At 42.5% G+C, this 14161-nt stretch carries 20 protein-coding genes; all 20 read left to right on the plus strand.

The genetic code is table 11. From position 1 onward, the window contains the following. Position 1 precedes the first annotated feature (1 nt). A complete protein-coding gene (locus G6Q48_RS04615; protein WP_166264700.1) occupies positions 2 to 946 on the plus strand; it encodes a hypothetical protein in 945 nt (314 codons plus the stop codon). Continuing rightward, complete coding sequence (locus tag G6Q48_RS04620) at positions 936 to 2354, plus strand: replicative DNA helicase (RefSeq protein ID WP_166264702.1); 1419 nt, start codon at positions 936 to 938, stop codon at positions 2352 to 2354. Before G6Q48_RS04615 ends, G6Q48_RS04620 begins: the two co-directional genes overlap by 11 nt. A 227-nt stretch (positions 2355 to 2581) precedes the next feature. Next, positions 2582 to 2812, plus strand: a complete 231-nt coding sequence (locus tag G6Q48_RS04625; RefSeq protein WP_166264704.1) for a hypothetical protein — start codon at positions 2582 to 2584, stop codon at positions 2810 to 2812. 113 nt (positions 2813 to 2925) lie between these two features. Next, the gene (locus G6Q48_RS04630; RefSeq protein WP_165119672.1) at positions 2926 to 3096 is read left to right on the plus strand and encodes a hypothetical protein; all 171 of its coding nucleotides are present in this window, start codon (positions 2926 to 2928) and stop codon (positions 3094 to 3096) included. 27 nt (positions 3097 to 3123) lie between these two features. Continuing rightward, positions 3124 to 3462: a hypothetical protein gene (locus G6Q48_RS04635; RefSeq protein ID WP_166264706.1), complete on the plus strand. Its 339-nt coding sequence runs from the start codon at positions 3124 to 3126 to the stop codon at positions 3460 to 3462. A 76-nt stretch (positions 3463 to 3538) separates the two neighbouring features. Next, positions 3539 to 4132: a DUF1367 family protein gene (locus G6Q48_RS04640; RefSeq protein ID WP_166264708.1), complete on the plus strand. Its 594-nt coding sequence runs from the start codon at positions 3539 to 3541 to the stop codon at positions 4130 to 4132. Positions 4133 to 4143: 11 nt separating this feature from the next. After that, positions 4144 to 4458: a Ref family recombination enhancement nuclease gene (locus tag G6Q48_RS04645; RefSeq protein ID WP_166264710.1), complete on the plus strand. Its 315-nt coding sequence runs from the start codon at positions 4144 to 4146 to the stop codon at positions 4456 to 4458. Continuing rightward, on the plus strand, positions 4446 to 4976 hold the full coding sequence (locus G6Q48_RS04650) for an antiterminator Q family protein (RefSeq protein ID WP_166264712.1): 531 nt from the start codon (positions 4446 to 4448) through the stop codon (positions 4974 to 4976). Before G6Q48_RS04645 ends, G6Q48_RS04650 begins: the two co-directional genes overlap by 13 nt. A 164-nt stretch (positions 4977 to 5140) precedes the next feature. Beyond that, positions 5141 to 5335, plus strand: a complete 195-nt coding sequence (locus G6Q48_RS04655) for a TrmB family transcriptional regulator (protein ID WP_166264714.1) — start codon at positions 5141 to 5143, stop codon at positions 5333 to 5335. A gap of 143 nt (positions 5336 to 5478) precedes the next feature. Further along, positions 5479 to 6528, plus strand: coding sequence for a DNA-methyltransferase (locus G6Q48_RS04660; protein ID WP_004912038.1), 1050 nt, complete (start codon positions 5479 to 5481; stop codon positions 6526 to 6528). A 38-nt stretch (positions 6529 to 6566) separates the two neighbouring features. Next, positions 6567 to 6836 carry an HP1 family phage holin gene (locus G6Q48_RS04665; protein ID WP_004912034.1) on the plus strand — a complete coding sequence of 90 codons (270 nt, stop codon included), beginning with the start codon at positions 6567 to 6569 and terminating at the stop codon, positions 6834 to 6836. Then, positions 6836 to 7306, plus strand: coding sequence for a lysozyme (locus tag G6Q48_RS04670; RefSeq protein ID WP_131680599.1), 471 nt, complete (start codon positions 6836 to 6838; stop codon positions 7304 to 7306). Before G6Q48_RS04665 ends, G6Q48_RS04670 begins: the two co-directional genes overlap by 1 nt. Then, the gene (locus G6Q48_RS04675) at positions 7288 to 7461 is read left to right on the plus strand and encodes a hypothetical protein (protein WP_165568276.1); all 174 of its coding nucleotides are present in this window, start codon (positions 7288 to 7290) and stop codon (positions 7459 to 7461) included. The genes G6Q48_RS04670 and G6Q48_RS04675 overlap by 19 nt, the downstream gene beginning before the upstream one ends. Positions 7462 to 7481: 20 nt before the next feature. After that, positions 7482 to 7931, plus strand: a complete 450-nt coding sequence (locus G6Q48_RS04680; RefSeq protein WP_226537931.1) for a lysis protein — start codon at positions 7482 to 7484, stop codon at positions 7929 to 7931. Between the two features lie 421 nt (positions 7932 to 8352). Continuing rightward, positions 8353 to 9042 carry a Rha family transcriptional regulator gene (locus G6Q48_RS04685; protein WP_166264716.1) on the plus strand — a complete coding sequence of 230 codons (690 nt, stop codon included), beginning with the start codon at positions 8353 to 8355 and terminating at the stop codon, positions 9040 to 9042. A gap of 127 nt (positions 9043 to 9169) precedes the next feature. Further along, positions 9170 to 9409, plus strand: a complete 240-nt coding sequence (locus G6Q48_RS04690; protein ID WP_105881062.1) for a hypothetical protein — start codon at positions 9170 to 9172, stop codon at positions 9407 to 9409. Positions 9410 to 9523: 114 nt separating this feature from the next. Further along, entirely contained in the window at positions 9524 to 10543 is a 1020-nt protein-coding gene (locus G6Q48_RS04695) for a terminase small subunit (protein ID WP_166264718.1), read from the plus strand. A gap of 30 nt (positions 10544 to 10573) precedes the next feature. Beyond that, positions 10574 to 11008, plus strand: coding sequence for a hypothetical protein (locus G6Q48_RS22750; RefSeq protein ID WP_166264720.1), 435 nt, complete (start codon positions 10574 to 10576; stop codon positions 11006 to 11008). Between the two features lie 213 nt (positions 11009 to 11221). Continuing rightward, positions 11222 to 12619 carry a phage terminase large subunit gene (terL, locus tag G6Q48_RS04705; protein ID WP_166264722.1) on the plus strand — a complete coding sequence of 466 codons (1398 nt, stop codon included), beginning with the start codon at positions 11222 to 11224 and terminating at the stop codon, positions 12617 to 12619. 4 nt (positions 12620 to 12623) lie between these two features. Continuing rightward, complete coding sequence (locus G6Q48_RS04710; protein WP_166264724.1) at positions 12624 to 14126, plus strand: phage portal protein; 1503 nt, start codon at positions 12624 to 12626, stop codon at positions 14124 to 14126. The last annotated feature ends 35 nt before the right edge of the window (positions 14127 to 14161 follow it).

Consider the following 14161-nt stretch of genomic DNA (forward strand, 5'->3'; position numbering starts at 1 on the left):
AGTGAATAATTCATTGATGACAGAAACCGTTAATCAAATAGGGCGAATGAACATAACGGGTAATGTAATCCCCGCGAACTGGTGGCATCACATCAAAATGCCAAGTGGCAAGCCTGATAATATTGGGATCATATTGCTTTCAGAAATTATTTACTGGTATCGGCCAGCGGAAATTCGAGATGAGTTTACTGGCGAACTTCAAGGGTGGCGCAAGCGGTTTCAAAGCGATAAGTTGCAACGTAGCTATCAATCATTTGCGGATCAATTTGGCTTTACAAAACGGGAAGTCACTGAGGCGATAAAACGGTTGAAAGCAAAAGGTGTTATTACACTCGAATTTCGTACGATTAATACAGTAAGTGGACCGTGCAACAATGTAGTATTTATTGAGCCTGTTGTTGAATGTATTCATGAAATAACAAACTCTATCCCATTGATTAATAATCAAACAAAAATAGAGTCTGTTTCTGTGACAGGTCTCACTTCTAAACGTGATAGGGGGTACGTTGAAACGGGACAGCCCCCACATACAGAAGTGATAGCCCCCACTTCTAAACGTGAGACAAATACAGAGATTACTACAGAGACTACTACAGAGATTATTGATAGTACGTCAGGTGAACCTGACGACAACAAACCATCGTCAAAAATTAAATTGAATTATGAAAAAATCATCGATTCATATCACGAAATTTTACCAGATATGCCAGCTGTCAAAGTTCTGACTGATGAGCGTAAGCGAAAACTGAAAAGCTTCTGGATTAAATTTAAATTTAATCAGGAACGCTGGGTAAATTATTTATCGTACATTGGGAGCCACTGTCGGTGGATGATGGAAGATCGAGACAACGGACGTGGTGGAACATGGCGCCGTAAGAATTTGGATTACCTGATTACTGAGCGTTGCTACGTTGCAGTCAAGGAGGAACGTGCTAATGACAAATAATATCTTTGCTCCACCGAATAGCGCCGAGGCTGAGCAAGCTGTGCTAGGTGGCCTTATGATTAGCACTGACGAAGATAAGCGTCAGCGAGTTATTTCTCTGATAAAACCCGAGTCATTTTATCAATGGGCGCACAACCGAATTTTTTCGGAAATCGTAAGGCTAATCAAAAATAACCAGCCTACTGATGTAATTACAGTGAGCGATGCGCTAACAGCAAATGGTGATTTAGACAAAGTTGGCGGTTTCGCCTATGTCGCTGAGCTTTGTATGTTACCAACAGCAGCAAACATAGTGAATTATGCACGGATCATCCGTGACAAGGCTATACAGCGTTATGCGATTAACAATCTCAACACTTGCGTCGAAATGTTGATGGCCAATGATGGCCTTGAAGTAAATCATAAACTGGCCAATGTCCAGCAGGTGGTATCAAGCATCATTGAGCATGCTAAAACAGGTAAGAGTAAGGGGCTTAGACCAGCTCGTGATGTAGTAGGAGACTGGGTTGAGGAAGTTGAAAGGCGTTTTGATGATCCGACGAATGCCGCTGGTTTTACTTTAGGTATCGAATCACTTGATGACTTAATGGCTCCCAAGCAAGCACTAAGAGGATCTCTAATTGTCGTAGGTGCTAGACCTAAAATGGGCAAAACCGCGTTCTACAACCGTGTAGCGACTCATTTTGCTTTAAATCACAGATTACCTACATTGTTATTCAGCCTTGAAATGACTGACCGAGGGATCATTGAGCGCATGATAGCTCAAGAGGGTGGTGTTTCAGCAGATATATTCTATACCGGTGCGCATGATGATATGGAAATGGCTCGAGCATTAGCAAGAGCTGAAGAAATTGCAGAATCCAATATGTATATCGATAGCACTCCTGGTGTTGATTTGCACCATATTATTGCTGAGTGTCGAAAGGTAAAAAGGGTTAAAGAAAAAATTGGGCTCATTGCAGTGGATTACCTGACATTAATCAAAGCAGCTCCTGCAGAACGCCGAGATATTGCCTACGGTGACATTACAACGGGTTTAAAAAACTTAGCCAAGGAAATGGATTGTGTAGTTCTGTTACTTACCCAGCTTAACCGTAAATTGGAAGAACGAGCAGATAAACGACCAACACCTGCAGATAGTCGAGATACAGGGCAAATTGAGCAAGATTGTGATGTATGGATAGGCTTATACCGTGATGCGGTTTATAACAACAATGCAGATAAATCGTTAATGGAAATTATTCTTCGCTTAAATCGTGATGGGAATACTGGCACAGCCCACGGGCAACTGGTTAATTCGTACATTAAAAATATTAGCCAAAGCGAAGCGGAAAGGCTGTCAATGAAAGGCCAAGAAAGTAAGCGTAATTACTCACAAAAAGTAACACAAGCTACAGAAGCATTTTAAGTCGTTAATAAGGCTAGACCAAGCCGTGACCATTAATACAGAGGCAGACCAATGACAATTAAAGACCCAATCACCGGCGAGTCACTCGTCCGGAGCAATCATCCCATATTGCCCGATGATGGTTTAGACCATTCTCCGTGCCACATTGAACGCTTTAATTCTGCAGCAAGGGCAAGAACCAAGGCACCTTATCAACCAGAGCCGAAGCCGCAAAAGCAGAGGTGATTATGTCGGGTAAATATTTACCTGATGGATTACCGCATAACCGTGCTTTATGGTCAGAAAAGTATCGCGAAATGGAGCAACTTGATTTATTCGCTAGCCGGCTAATTCGGCAACTGAAAAATCGAAAAATTCATAGGGAACGAATACTGGTTGAAATTGAAAAAGCACCTGAGGTACATCGGGAATTTTTTAGAGATAGGTTAAATCATTGGCGTGAGGTGATGAAGGTATGAAACGCACACACTTGGAAAAAATAAAATCGTTCCCATCATATAACTACAAGCTTTACAGCGGATATAAGGCCGTTTAGTCATAAGGTTATTAGATGTAGTTAGTTGGAGTTAAAATGAAAAAATCGGTTTATAAAGCAAGTGGTTTATGGAACCAAACATCTTTCATAACTCTTTTTGTGGCAACAAGCGAAAAAGATGTACTTTCAACAATAGCATTTTGGGCAAATCTAGGTGGCGCTAGAGTAGATGAGTTATCTATTGAGCGTTATTGCTCAGTGCATTAACCGAGTTGATATGAAGAGGCAAGACCAATGGCAAAAACAGCGGCAGAACGCAAAGCCGAACAGCGTAAGCGTCAAAAGGAATCAGGTGTTACCAAAATAGAGTTATTTCTTGATGAGCAAGAGATAGAAATGCTTCAAAGAAATTGCGCATTACGTAGACCAGGAAGAGAGCCTTATGATATCGCTGAATATCTCTCAATGTTGATTAGAATTGATGACCGTTCAGTCATATCATTAATTACAGAACTAAATAAAAGGTGCTGTAAAAAGTGCAATGAACAACTACCGGTGGCTGAGTGTTGCCTCAATGGTAGTTCTGAATGTTGGACTACACAAGGCTGGCATGAATTGAAACTGGTTATATAACCATGCTTGTTATATAATTTACTTATTGGTCTGAACACCCAATCTTAACACTTGCTGTGTCTACTGAGAGAAACGTATGGCACAGCATAGTTTTATAAAAATGTCTAATGATACTCTTGTACCGGCTAATCCCGCTGCGAGAGATTTTTTGCATTCCAAAATCAAGTGTGGTGATGTGCTTTCGGCTGATTTCAAGAAAGCTCGTAACCCACGTTTTCACCGTAAATACTTCGCTTTACTCAATCTAGGGTATGAATACTGGGAACCAACCGGCGGTACTATTTCGCCTGAAGAAAAAGAGTTGGTGCGTGGTTACGTCAAATTCCTCGCTTATTACACCGATAATGATGATGCCCTCCAGTCAGCCGCAGATGTTTACCTAAATGAGATAGCACAGAAACGCGCTCACAATATTTCAGCGACCAAATCCTTTGATGCTTTTCGCTATTGGGTGGTAGAGCAATCTGGCCACTATGAAACCTTTGAAATGCCAGATGGTAGCCTACGCCGTGTCGCTAAATCAATTAGCTTTGCCAAAATGGATGACCTAGCCTTTGGCGAACTCTACAAAGCCACACTCGATGTGCTTTGGAATTTCATTCTATTCCGCAATTTTCCCACGCAACAAGCCGCTGAAAATGCAGCTGGCCAGTTATTAGATTTTACCTAGAGGCAAGACCAATGACCAAAAAATCAAAGACCAAAGAAGATAAACAGTGGCTATCAGATGTAGCGGAACTCGGCTGTATTTGCTGTCGAAATATGGGGTATGGGCCATCACCAGCGGAAATTCATCATGTAAGAACGGGGCAGGGGATGGCGCAGCGAGCTAGCCATAAAGATGTTTTACCTTTATGTCCACCTCATCACCGGCCTAGTTACGATACTGGTTTTCATGCGGCCCCTAAAACATGGCAAGAAATTCACGGTACCGAAATCGAGTTATTAGAACAAACCAAAAGAGAAGTAATGGAGCTGCGCGCATGTCGAGTATAAAAAACATTTCTGATGGATTGGTGTTAGACAAAGAGCGTGAGGCATGGTTACAAAATTGGTTAACTCGATTTGGTACATGGGTTCACAGTGGCCGAATTGATAAACGTCAAACTAGTATGATCGCTCAATTCATGGAGAGGGTAGAAAGGCGTGATTATCCCGATAGGCCCACATGCAGTGATGATGATGGTTTGCTTATTCAGAGAGTTGTTGACAGTATTTACCATATAGATGTTAAGGCATTTGATATGTTACTTAGTCGGTATGCGTATTGTGCATCAGATAGGGCAATAGCGCGCCTCTATCATGAAAATAGTGAACCAAGAATTATGGCACGTAGAAATGGAATGCTAAGGGAGAGAAAACCTTCAATGTCTACTTGTCGACGAGAGGTGGAGGAAATATTAAAGGCAGCTGAATATTTATTGTACCAACCGCTGGTGGATGCATTTAAAAATAGAGAAAAAGAGGCAATATTGAAGCGAAATAGCAAAAACGTGTTGACTTCTTTGAACTAATGAGCCACTATTTTAAGGTAAGTTGCCATTTTAGTAACTTCACCAACTAACCCAGCCAATGCGCTGGGTTTTTTGCTTTTAAAAGCAAGTAAAGCTTGCTGTCACCTTTGTTCAGAGTTACATGTGTATTCACGACCAATAAACGACCAAAGGTATAAAATATCATGTTAAAACATAACGGTATGACAGAAGAGGCAAAGCTTGTTTTAAATGCGGTTACAGGTGAACCTGCGACAGTCGGTGAAGTTTCTCAATTTACTGAACTAACAAATTCTTGTTGTCAGTTAATACTGACACAGCTTTCAATGGCTGGACTTATCAAAGAAAACGTCAAAGAAAAAACATATCAAAATATCTAAATCTGTGAAAATGGGCGACTGTAAAAGTGTTGGTAGCACTCTTACAGTCATTCGCCCGTTCCGCGAGATCACGGACAAACTAAAGCCCACCGCTTATGTGCACAAAGCATGGTGAAGCTTATCAAAAAAGGTTTCCCTGATCTATGAAAAATACTGTGAATTTAAACAGTGTCAATTTAGTTAATGATGACTCACTCAGCTACATAAAAACACTTCCAGACAACTGTATCGATTTAATCGCAACTGACCCGCCATACTTTCAAGTAAAGCCGTGCAGTTGGGATAATCAGTGGGAAAATGTCACGTCTTATCTATTATGGCTTGATGAAATGCTTGCGGAGTTTTGGCGCGTTCTGAAGCCCAATGGCAGCTTATATATGTTCTGCGGTTCAAAACTCGCCGCAGATACTGAGTTGTTATTGAGAGAACGCTTTAACGTCCTGAATCATATCATCTGGGCAAAACCGTCAGGGCCGTGGCGTAGAGCATGTAAAGCTGATCTACGCAGTTTCTTTCCAAGTACTGAAAGAATTCTTTTCGCTGAACATTATCAAAGTCCATACAAAGGTAAAAGTAGTGATTATTTACAGCAATGTAAGCAGCTAAAAGAAAATGTGCTCAAGCCTTTGATTGAGTATTTCAAGCAGTCGCGTGAATCGTTAGGGATAACAGCAAAAGAAATAAAGCAAGCAACAGGTAAGCAAATGGCGTCTCATTGGTTCAGCTACAGCCAATGGCAATTGCCTAATGAGTCTGATTACCAAAAGCTACAAGAATTATTTCACCATGTAGCAAGTGAAAAACACAGTGAAAACCCGTTAAATCGAAGTCATTCAGATTTAGCAGAAACTCAAGTAACACTTAACCGCGAATATAGAGAGCTTGCTGAGCAGTATCAACTGTTACGCCGTACTTTCTCGGTTACTGTTGATGTTCCTTATACAGATGTGTGGACATATCCGCCTGTGCAATATTACCCGGGCAAACACCCTTGCGAAAAACCTTCAGCGATGATGGAACACATTATCAATAGTAGTAGCCGTGAAGGTGATGTTGTAGCCGATTTCTTTATGGGCTCAGGTGCAACAATAAAAGCAGCATTAAAACTTAATCGTCGAGTTATAGGTGTTGAACTAGAAGCCGACAGATTTGAGCAAACCAAAGCGGAGATAAGTAAAACCTCCAATTTCTAATTTTCAATTAACTCGGGCACTCCGTAGGGGGTGAATTTATGCGTATGGATAAATATAGCAACGCAGCCTACGGTAGTGCTGGGCTTACAGCATTTTTCGCGAGCTTATCGCTTTATGAATGGGGCTTCATTATCGGGATGGCATTTAGCATTATCCTAGGTCTAGCGACTTTCTTCATGAACAGACGAGAGCAGCGAAAGCGAACTCGTTTATTTGAAGATCTGGTTAACAAGACTGACCCACAAAACCCCTCAGCTACTGCACGAAAAGCCGCCGAACTTATGGCGAAAGCACCTAAGGATATCTAATGTCACTCAAACAAAAATTAACTGTGCTTGTTGGTGCAGGGGCTTCGGCTATCGCTTTAACGGTGATTGCGTATTTTGAAGGTGTTAGGTATGAGCCGTATGAAGATGTGGGTGGGGTTTTAACAGTTTGCTATGGGCATACGGGAAAGGACATTGTTCCCAACAAAGTTTATTCAAAAGAAGAATGCAACGAGCTGTTAGAACTGGATTTTATGAGAACTAAACTGCAGGTCGATCGTCTGGTTAAAGTTCCTGTCAACGAACACACAAAAGCCGCGCTGTATTCATTTGCATTCAATGTTGGTACTGGCGCGTTCGCTAAGTCCACCCTGCTTAAAAAGTTAAATGCGGGTGATCAATATGGCGCTTGTGAAGAGCTTAAAAAGTGGGTTTATGCTGGTGGTAAGGTATGGCGTGGACTTGTAAACCGTCGAGAAGCGGAGGCTGCTATATGTCATGGAAACCTATAGTAGCTGTAATTTGCTTTATGCTACTCGCGATATCAATTATTGCTTTTGGTGCTTACCGTATGACAGATAACACATGCGGCATAGATAAGGTCAGTTTAGAAAAACGCTGCCAGAAAGCTATCGATCACTATAAAGGTCGGCAAGTTAATTTTTAATCTTCTCTATGGTAACCGGCATGAATAAAGTTAGAGCATTGTTATTTATCGCAGCATGGGTAGCCATATGGGGAATGTGGATACAACACGAAAGGATAGGTGAGCTAAACACCAAGAATGCCGAACTACTCGTTGAGCTTACAGAGCAAGTCAAAATTAATGAAGATTACCAAGAACGTATCCAATCCCTTCATCAACTCGATACTAAACATACTCAGGAATTAGCTAATGCAAAGATTGAAATTGATAAGCTGCGTATTGCTGCTGAGCGTAATCCTGAACGGGTGTACATCAAAGCCAGTTGTAAAAAAGCCGAAAGCCTTACCCCCTCCGGCATGGATGATGCAATCTCCGCCAGACCTACTGACTCCGCTATCCGAAATTATTGGTTACTCAGAGAGCGAATTGTAAAATTAACACGAATGGTATTAGGGCTGCAAGATTATATTAGAACGGAGTGTTCACAGTGACTTACTCTGAGTTGATTAAAGATGCCTATTTAGAGATAGCCAAGAAAGCAATACGGGAAATTGAACAACAACGACAGGTGATGAAATAAAAAAAGCCCACACAGGGTAGGCTAAGCACATCTGTTGAACAAATGAATATCATATTAAATATAGTTAACGTATTCAAAATATGCAAGCGAATAATGAGCCTCTGAGAAATCAGGGGCTTTTTAATGGCTTCTTCGCAATTAAGTGAGGTGGTCTCTATCTTGCTGACGGGTAAGCCGTAAGCGACTACGCATTTCACCCTGTGCCACGCTCGGCACGAACACACCAAAGAACCTTTCAGGATAAGCCTTGAGGATAACCAGTAGTGGTTTGGTTAACCCTCTTTGGGCTGGTTACTCCTGAGCGCAAGGTTTATCTCTAAAAGGAACTAACCATGAAACATTTAATTAAAAAAGCTAACGGTCAGCCTGTTGTTACAACCGATATTATTGCTAGTGAGTTTGGTAGGCAGCATAAGAACGTATTACAGGATGTTAGAAGTCTAATTGATAGTGGCCATTTAGGAGAGCTTGATTTCAAGCCCTCGTCATACATCACTAAGCAGAAAAAAGAATTGCCATGCTATGAGCTAACAGAGCGAGGATTTCTGATAGTGATGCCATTCATTGGCGGGGAAAAGGCGCGAGATGGTCAAGTCAGATTAGTTGATAGTTTTATTCAGTTCCGTGAAAAAGCAGCGAGAGAGGCTAAAGTTCAAATAGAGCGCAGTATTGCTCGAATGGAATATAAACCAATGGCCGATGCTGTGAAAGAAAGCAAGATTCAAGAAGGTAAAGAACCAGCGCATTATCATTTTAGTAACGAGGCTGACTTAATCAATCGCATTGTTCTTGGCGTGTCGTCTGCAAAATTCAGAAAAGATAATGACATCGGCAAAACCGACCCAATTCGTGACTATCTTTCACACCAGCAAATCCATACAATAACTGAGTTGCAAAGAGCTAATACAGTATTCATTTCGATGGGTTGGGATTTTGAGCAACGAAAAGAAGCGCTGAAAGGCCTGTTCAATAAAAATCACAAGCAGCCATTACTAGAAGAAATGCATAGGTTGGCGGCGTAAAATTGCGCTTTGTTTGTAAATCAATAAATTACCGATGCACTAAAAGTTGCATCTACTGAATAGGTCGCTCAGCGGCCTTTTTTATGATGTAATAGTGCTAATTAACCCAACAAATGAGGTATAAGTGATGAATGAGCCAGACGATTTAATTAAGCACTTACCTTGGACTGGCGCTGCATTGAAAGTCGCACTGGTAATGACAGTAGAAACAATGAAGCTAACCCCAGAGGAAGCTGAGGGGCAGAACATTACTGTTGTAGTTGGCCCATTCGCAAGACCATACAGAGAAATAATGGCAATAGCCGAAGAGTATGGTGAAAGGGAAATCCCTAAATCAATGTGCGATATGCCGCTAGACATTAAATAAATAACAAGAACTCACAATGACCCGCCAAGTGCGGGTTTTTTATTGAGGGAAATAGCTAATCAGAAAGTTTATTCCTACAAGTAGACTTTCTAATGGGCTAAGGAGATAAAGACGATGGCTAAACTGGATTGGGGGACGCTACAGCAACAGTTCCTCACCGAACATGCTATATCAGGAATATCCCCTAAAGAGTGGTGTGAAGACCAGGGACTTAATTACGCAACTGCACGACGATATATTAAGAAGCCAGCCGCGCAATCTGCGCAAAAAACTGCGCAAAAGAAATTGCGCACTGCGCACGAAAAAGAATGCGCAAAAGAGCCAATACACGATAGTGATATACCAACTGCGCAGAGTAGTGAACAAGATAGTGCGCACGATGATGAAAGTGCGTTTAACCTGCGCAACTACGGGCTTAACGATATGCAATTCAGATTCGTCAATGAGTATCTTGTCGACTTAAATAGAACTGCCGCATATAAGCGAGCTGGTGGAAATGGCGAAGGTAATACTGCTTATGTTGGCGCCAGTCGGATGTACAGAAATGCTAAGGTCAATCGTGCAATTACAGACGCATTAGCGGATAGGGAACGCAGAACTCAAATCACCCAAGATGAAGTATTAAAAATGTGGTGGGATATTGCGACCGCAGACGTTAATGAACTAACTGAATATCGCCGATTATGTTGTCGTCATTGTTGGGGCTTTGGCTTCAATTATCAGTGGCGTGATGCGGTTGAATATGATGATACTGTGAAAAAAGCCATGACAGCAAGTAAACCACCTCCGCAAGATGTGGGTGGCTACGGTTACGATGACACATTAGACCCTAATCCCGATTGTCCTCGATGTAATGGCGCTGGTATTGGTCGTGCGCATTTTCACGATACACGCGATTTAACCGGTGCCGCTCGTCGTTTGTTTGCTGGTGTTAAAGAAGGTAAGTTTGGTGTCGAGGTTATCACTCGTAATCAAGACGATGCGCTGAAAATGGTTGCACAGCATTTAGGGATGGTTAAGAACAAGACTGAGATAACGGGCGCCGATGGTGGGCCTATTCAATCAACAGGTATTGATTTAAGTCATTTGAGTTTTGAGCAGCTTATACAATTGAGAGAAAAAGCCCAAAAGTGATATAACATACCCATGTGGAAAAATGGAAGCATGGATATGCAAAAGGTAAAAATAGACCAAATAACGTATGAGTGGCATACATATGAAACCGATAAGTACAACGGAATTTATGGTTTCAATTTCGATGGTACTAATGCGCAAGTTCTAGAAATTAAAGGTGTTGATTATGATTTTCATATCGTAATGCGAGTGCGTAAATACGCCGGCTATTTTTCTCTTGGGACTATGTTGTGCTTTGGCTCTGTGCTGTCTAAGGATTATAGTGTTGTTGAATCAGGTGTGCGTTTATTTTTATATAGACCGAGGCTTAATATAGCCAAAGGCCATGATATCAAAAGTAAACACATTCAGAGCATTTTGCAGCATATTAATAGTGATAGATTTAGGCCATTTATTGCTGATGTACGGGGAGAGTGGATAGATAGAAAAGCACTACCTCATGAAGTGAAAAAGATTAGTAGATAATTTCTTCTTTATCGCCTTTATTTAACATAATGGTCCTTACATGCCCTGCGACTTTTCTACTCAATTAAAATGTCACCTCAAACCGATAAAAGTCTAAATCTTCTTTCTGAATTTAGGCTTTTTATTTGTTGCTAATTTGTTATCAAAAACTCATTTTCCATTTCACTGTCATTTTGAGGTGAAAGGGCTATTTATTCCATTTTAGGTGTGGCTATGAATATCGATTTCAGTTTGTTTGATGAAGAGATCGAAAGGGAGATAGCGCGCCGCAGTTTGCATGAGTTCATTCAGTATATAAATCCTGAATACATCACGAGCCATTTTTCTCAAACAGTGTGTGATGCGCTCGACCAGTTCTTGGTTGATATGATGGACGGGAAGCGCCCTAAATTAATATTAGGCGCACCGCCACAGCATGGTAAGTCTGATATTGTTTCCCGCTATCTTCCTGCTTATTTCTTTGGAAAATACCCTAACATGCGAGTTGGGGCGCTGTCGTATTCATCTGATTTAGCTGGCGATATGAACACCGATGTTCAGCGAATTATGATGTCGGCTGAATATCGTGTGTTATTTCCTAAGAGCTGGTTAGGCAATAAGCCTGAGAATTGCATCGCTGTTAAGCGTAACTCTGACGAGTTCGGCATTGCCAATCACAAAGGCAGCTATGTGTGTGCGGGTGTGGGTGGTCCACTAACGGGTAAGAAAGTTGACCTCGGGATTATTGATGACCCGATAAAAAACTCGAAAGAAGCGCTTAGTCCAACGGTTAAAAAATCGATATGGAACTGGTACGTTTCGACCTTTAAGACTCGCTTATCAAAAAACAGCGGCGAAATCATCATGGCCACGCGGTGGGCGACCGATGATTTATCTGGCCAATTAAAAGAAAAAGCCCCTGAAACCAAGGTGCTCGCATTCCCTGCCATTAATGAGCAAGGGGAAGCGTTGGTACCTGAACTTCATCCCATCGATAAGCTGTTGGAAACCAAAGCAATACTGGGTGATTACTTCTGGTCTGCTATGTACCAGCAGTCACCGAAGCCGGGTGATGGTCAAATATTCCATGAAGAGTTTGTTCGCTATTACTTACCTAAAGACCTACCTGAAAAATTCGATAAAGTTATTCATAGTTGGGATATGACCTTTAAAGACAGCGACGGTACCGACTATGTAGTGGGGCAGGTTTGGGGCAAGAAAGATGCCAATGCCTATTTGCTCTATCAAATCCGAAAACGCATGAGCTTTACTCAAACTAAAGATGCTGTGAAGCTGCTTGCGGAAAAATTCCCAGAAGGGCGCCGTAAGCTGGTGGAAGACAAAGCCAATGGCCCTGCAGTTATCGACTCTCTTAAATCATCGGTATCAGGACTAATCCCCGTTGAGCCTGACGGCAGTAAAATCGCACGTGCTCATGCCTGTACCGCTGAATGGGAGGCAGGTAACGTGTGGCTACCACACAAAGACATTGCCCCGTGGATTGTAGAAACCGTGGAGGAAATTACCACGTTCCCATTCGCTGGACATGACGACACAGTGGATGCGATGACGCAGGCATTACGTGATTTATACCAGAAGAAAAAAGGCGGTTTCTTTACAACCAAGAGGTAATTCTATGTGGCCGTTTAAAAGGCGAAAAATTGCAGAGCAGATTGCACCGCCGAAGCGGTCAGCATTTACCACAGATTTGTACCCTGCATTAGCAAAAGAGAATGGGTTTAACGGACTAGTTCTACCGCAACCGATGATTAACGGCGTGGGGATGGACAGTATTGATACTTCCGTTCCTTCATTTAAAGGCGAGCAAGTCTATGGCGTGCCGGAATCGCAGGCGGCTTGGTATGCCTCACAAATGTTTATTGGCAACAATATGTGCGCCATCATTGCGAAACATTGGTTGGTGGATAAGGCCTGTAATATGCCTGCTCGTGATGCCATTCGCCAAGGGTATGATATTGATTGCGATAATGACGATGACAGCGCTATCAGTAAAAAGCTACGTAAACGCGATAAAAAGTACCGTATACAGCATCACATGAAAGAGTTGATTCACTTCGGTCGCGTGTATGGTGGTCGATTAGCACTGTTTGTGGTGGAAACCTCAAACCCGAAAGAGTGGTATGAAAACCCGTTTAATCTCGATGGCGTGACCAAAGGAATGTACAAGGGGATCAAGCAAATTGACCCACAATGGGTAACGCCTGATTTAACCGACTCCAATATCCAAGACCCTGCTAGCATGGATTTTTACGACCCCACTTATTATGTGATTGGTGGTCGTAAATACCATAAATCGCACTTTGTTAAGTTTGTGCCGTTCCCTGTGCCTAATGTGCTGAAGCCGCTTTATAACTACTTTGGTGTTTCGGTACCAGAGCGCATCTATGAGCGAGTCTATGCTTCAGAACGGACAGCCAATGAAGCCCCACAACTGGCCATGACCAAGCGGTTATTGACTATCGGTATGGCAGACCCTGAAGGTGCAGATAAGAACACCATTCAGGAAAACATGCTTTATTTTATGGAGATGCGCGATAACTATGGCGTGCAGGTGATGGGGAAAGAGGACGTTGCACAACAGTTTGATACCTCGCTAGCGGATTTAGACGCCACCATTATGACGCAATACCAGCTAGTCGCAGCGGCGGCAAACGTGCCTGCAACTAAGTTACTGGGCACTACACCAAAAGGCTTTAACTCAACGGGTGATTACGAAGAGTCGAACTACCGTGAAGAGCTGGAAAGTGTGCAGTCGAACGATCTAGACGAACTCTTGCAGCGTCACTACGACATGTTGATGCGTAGCGAAGAGCTACCACTGACTGAAATATCGGTGACGTGGGCGCCACTCGATAGCCCAACAGCGACAGAGGGCGCCGATATTGAGTTGAAATCGGCTCAAACGGATTCGGCTCTAGCAGCTACAGGTGCGATTGATGGGTTAGATATCCGTAAAAAACTCGCAGCAGATAAAAAGTCGAGCTATTACGGCATTGATGTAAATGAGAGTGACTATGTCGAGACGAATACGAGTCCGAACGAAAAAGGCGAGATGGGCAACCTCCCGCCAAGCAGTATTGAAGGGCAAACCCCTGCAGTATTCAGCAGCGCCATCTAGCCGTTATCAACGTGACATGTCACGGTTAATCCGCT

It is taken from the genome of Providencia sp. M-27 (assembly GCF_011077905.1).
Lineage (GTDB): Bacteria > Pseudomonadota > Gammaproteobacteria > Enterobacterales > Enterobacteriaceae > Providencia > Providencia huaxiensis.

Excerpts from the sequence above, each read along its gene's own strand:
- G6Q48_RS04620 (WP_166264702.1), top strand. The coding sequence starts at position 936 with ATGACAAATAATATCTTTGCTCCACCGAATAGCGCCGAGGCTGAGCAA.
- G6Q48_RS04625 (WP_166264704.1), top strand. The coding sequence starts at position 2,582 with ATGTCGGGTAAATATTTACCTGATGGATTACCGCATAACCGTGCTTTA.
- G6Q48_RS04630 (WP_165119672.1), top strand. The coding sequence starts at position 2,926 with ATGAAAAAATCGGTTTATAAAGCAAGTGGTTTATGGAACCAAACATCT.
- G6Q48_RS04635 (WP_166264706.1), top strand. The coding sequence starts at position 3,124 with ATGGCAAAAACAGCGGCAGAACGCAAAGCCGAACAGCGTAAGCGTCAA.
- G6Q48_RS04640 (WP_166264708.1), top strand. The coding sequence starts at position 3,539 with ATGGCACAGCATAGTTTTATAAAAATGTCTAATGATACTCTTGTACCG.
- G6Q48_RS04645 (WP_166264710.1), top strand. The coding sequence starts at position 4,144 with ATGACCAAAAAATCAAAGACCAAAGAAGATAAACAGTGGCTATCAGAT.
- G6Q48_RS04650 (WP_166264712.1), top strand. The coding sequence starts at position 4,446 with ATGTCGAGTATAAAAAACATTTCTGATGGATTGGTGTTAGACAAAGAG.
- G6Q48_RS04655 (WP_166264714.1), top strand. The coding sequence starts at position 5,141 with ATGTTAAAACATAACGGTATGACAGAAGAGGCAAAGCTTGTTTTAAAT.
- G6Q48_RS04660 (WP_004912038.1), top strand. The coding sequence starts at position 5,479 with ATGAAAAATACTGTGAATTTAAACAGTGTCAATTTAGTTAATGATGAC.
- G6Q48_RS04665 (WP_004912034.1), top strand. The coding sequence starts at position 6,567 with ATGCGTATGGATAAATATAGCAACGCAGCCTACGGTAGTGCTGGGCTT.
- G6Q48_RS04670 (WP_131680599.1), top strand. The coding sequence starts at position 6,836 with ATGTCACTCAAACAAAAATTAACTGTGCTTGTTGGTGCAGGGGCTTCG.
- G6Q48_RS04675 (WP_165568276.1), top strand. The coding sequence starts at position 7,288 with ATGTCATGGAAACCTATAGTAGCTGTAATTTGCTTTATGCTACTCGCG.
- G6Q48_RS04680 (WP_226537931.1), top strand. The coding sequence starts at position 7,482 with ATGAATAAAGTTAGAGCATTGTTATTTATCGCAGCATGGGTAGCCATA.
- G6Q48_RS04685 (WP_166264716.1), top strand. The coding sequence starts at position 8,353 with ATGAAACATTTAATTAAAAAAGCTAACGGTCAGCCTGTTGTTACAACC.
- G6Q48_RS04690 (WP_105881062.1), top strand. The coding sequence starts at position 9,170 with ATGAATGAGCCAGACGATTTAATTAAGCACTTACCTTGGACTGGCGCT.
- G6Q48_RS04695 (WP_166264718.1), top strand. The coding sequence starts at position 9,524 with ATGGCTAAACTGGATTGGGGGACGCTACAGCAACAGTTCCTCACCGAA.
- G6Q48_RS22750 (WP_166264720.1), top strand. The coding sequence starts at position 10,574 with ATGGATATGCAAAAGGTAAAAATAGACCAAATAACGTATGAGTGGCAT.
- terL (WP_166264722.1), top strand. The coding sequence starts at position 11,222 with ATGAATATCGATTTCAGTTTGTTTGATGAAGAGATCGAAAGGGAGATA.
- G6Q48_RS04710 (WP_166264724.1), top strand. The coding sequence starts at position 12,624 with ATGTGGCCGTTTAAAAGGCGAAAAATTGCAGAGCAGATTGCACCGCCG.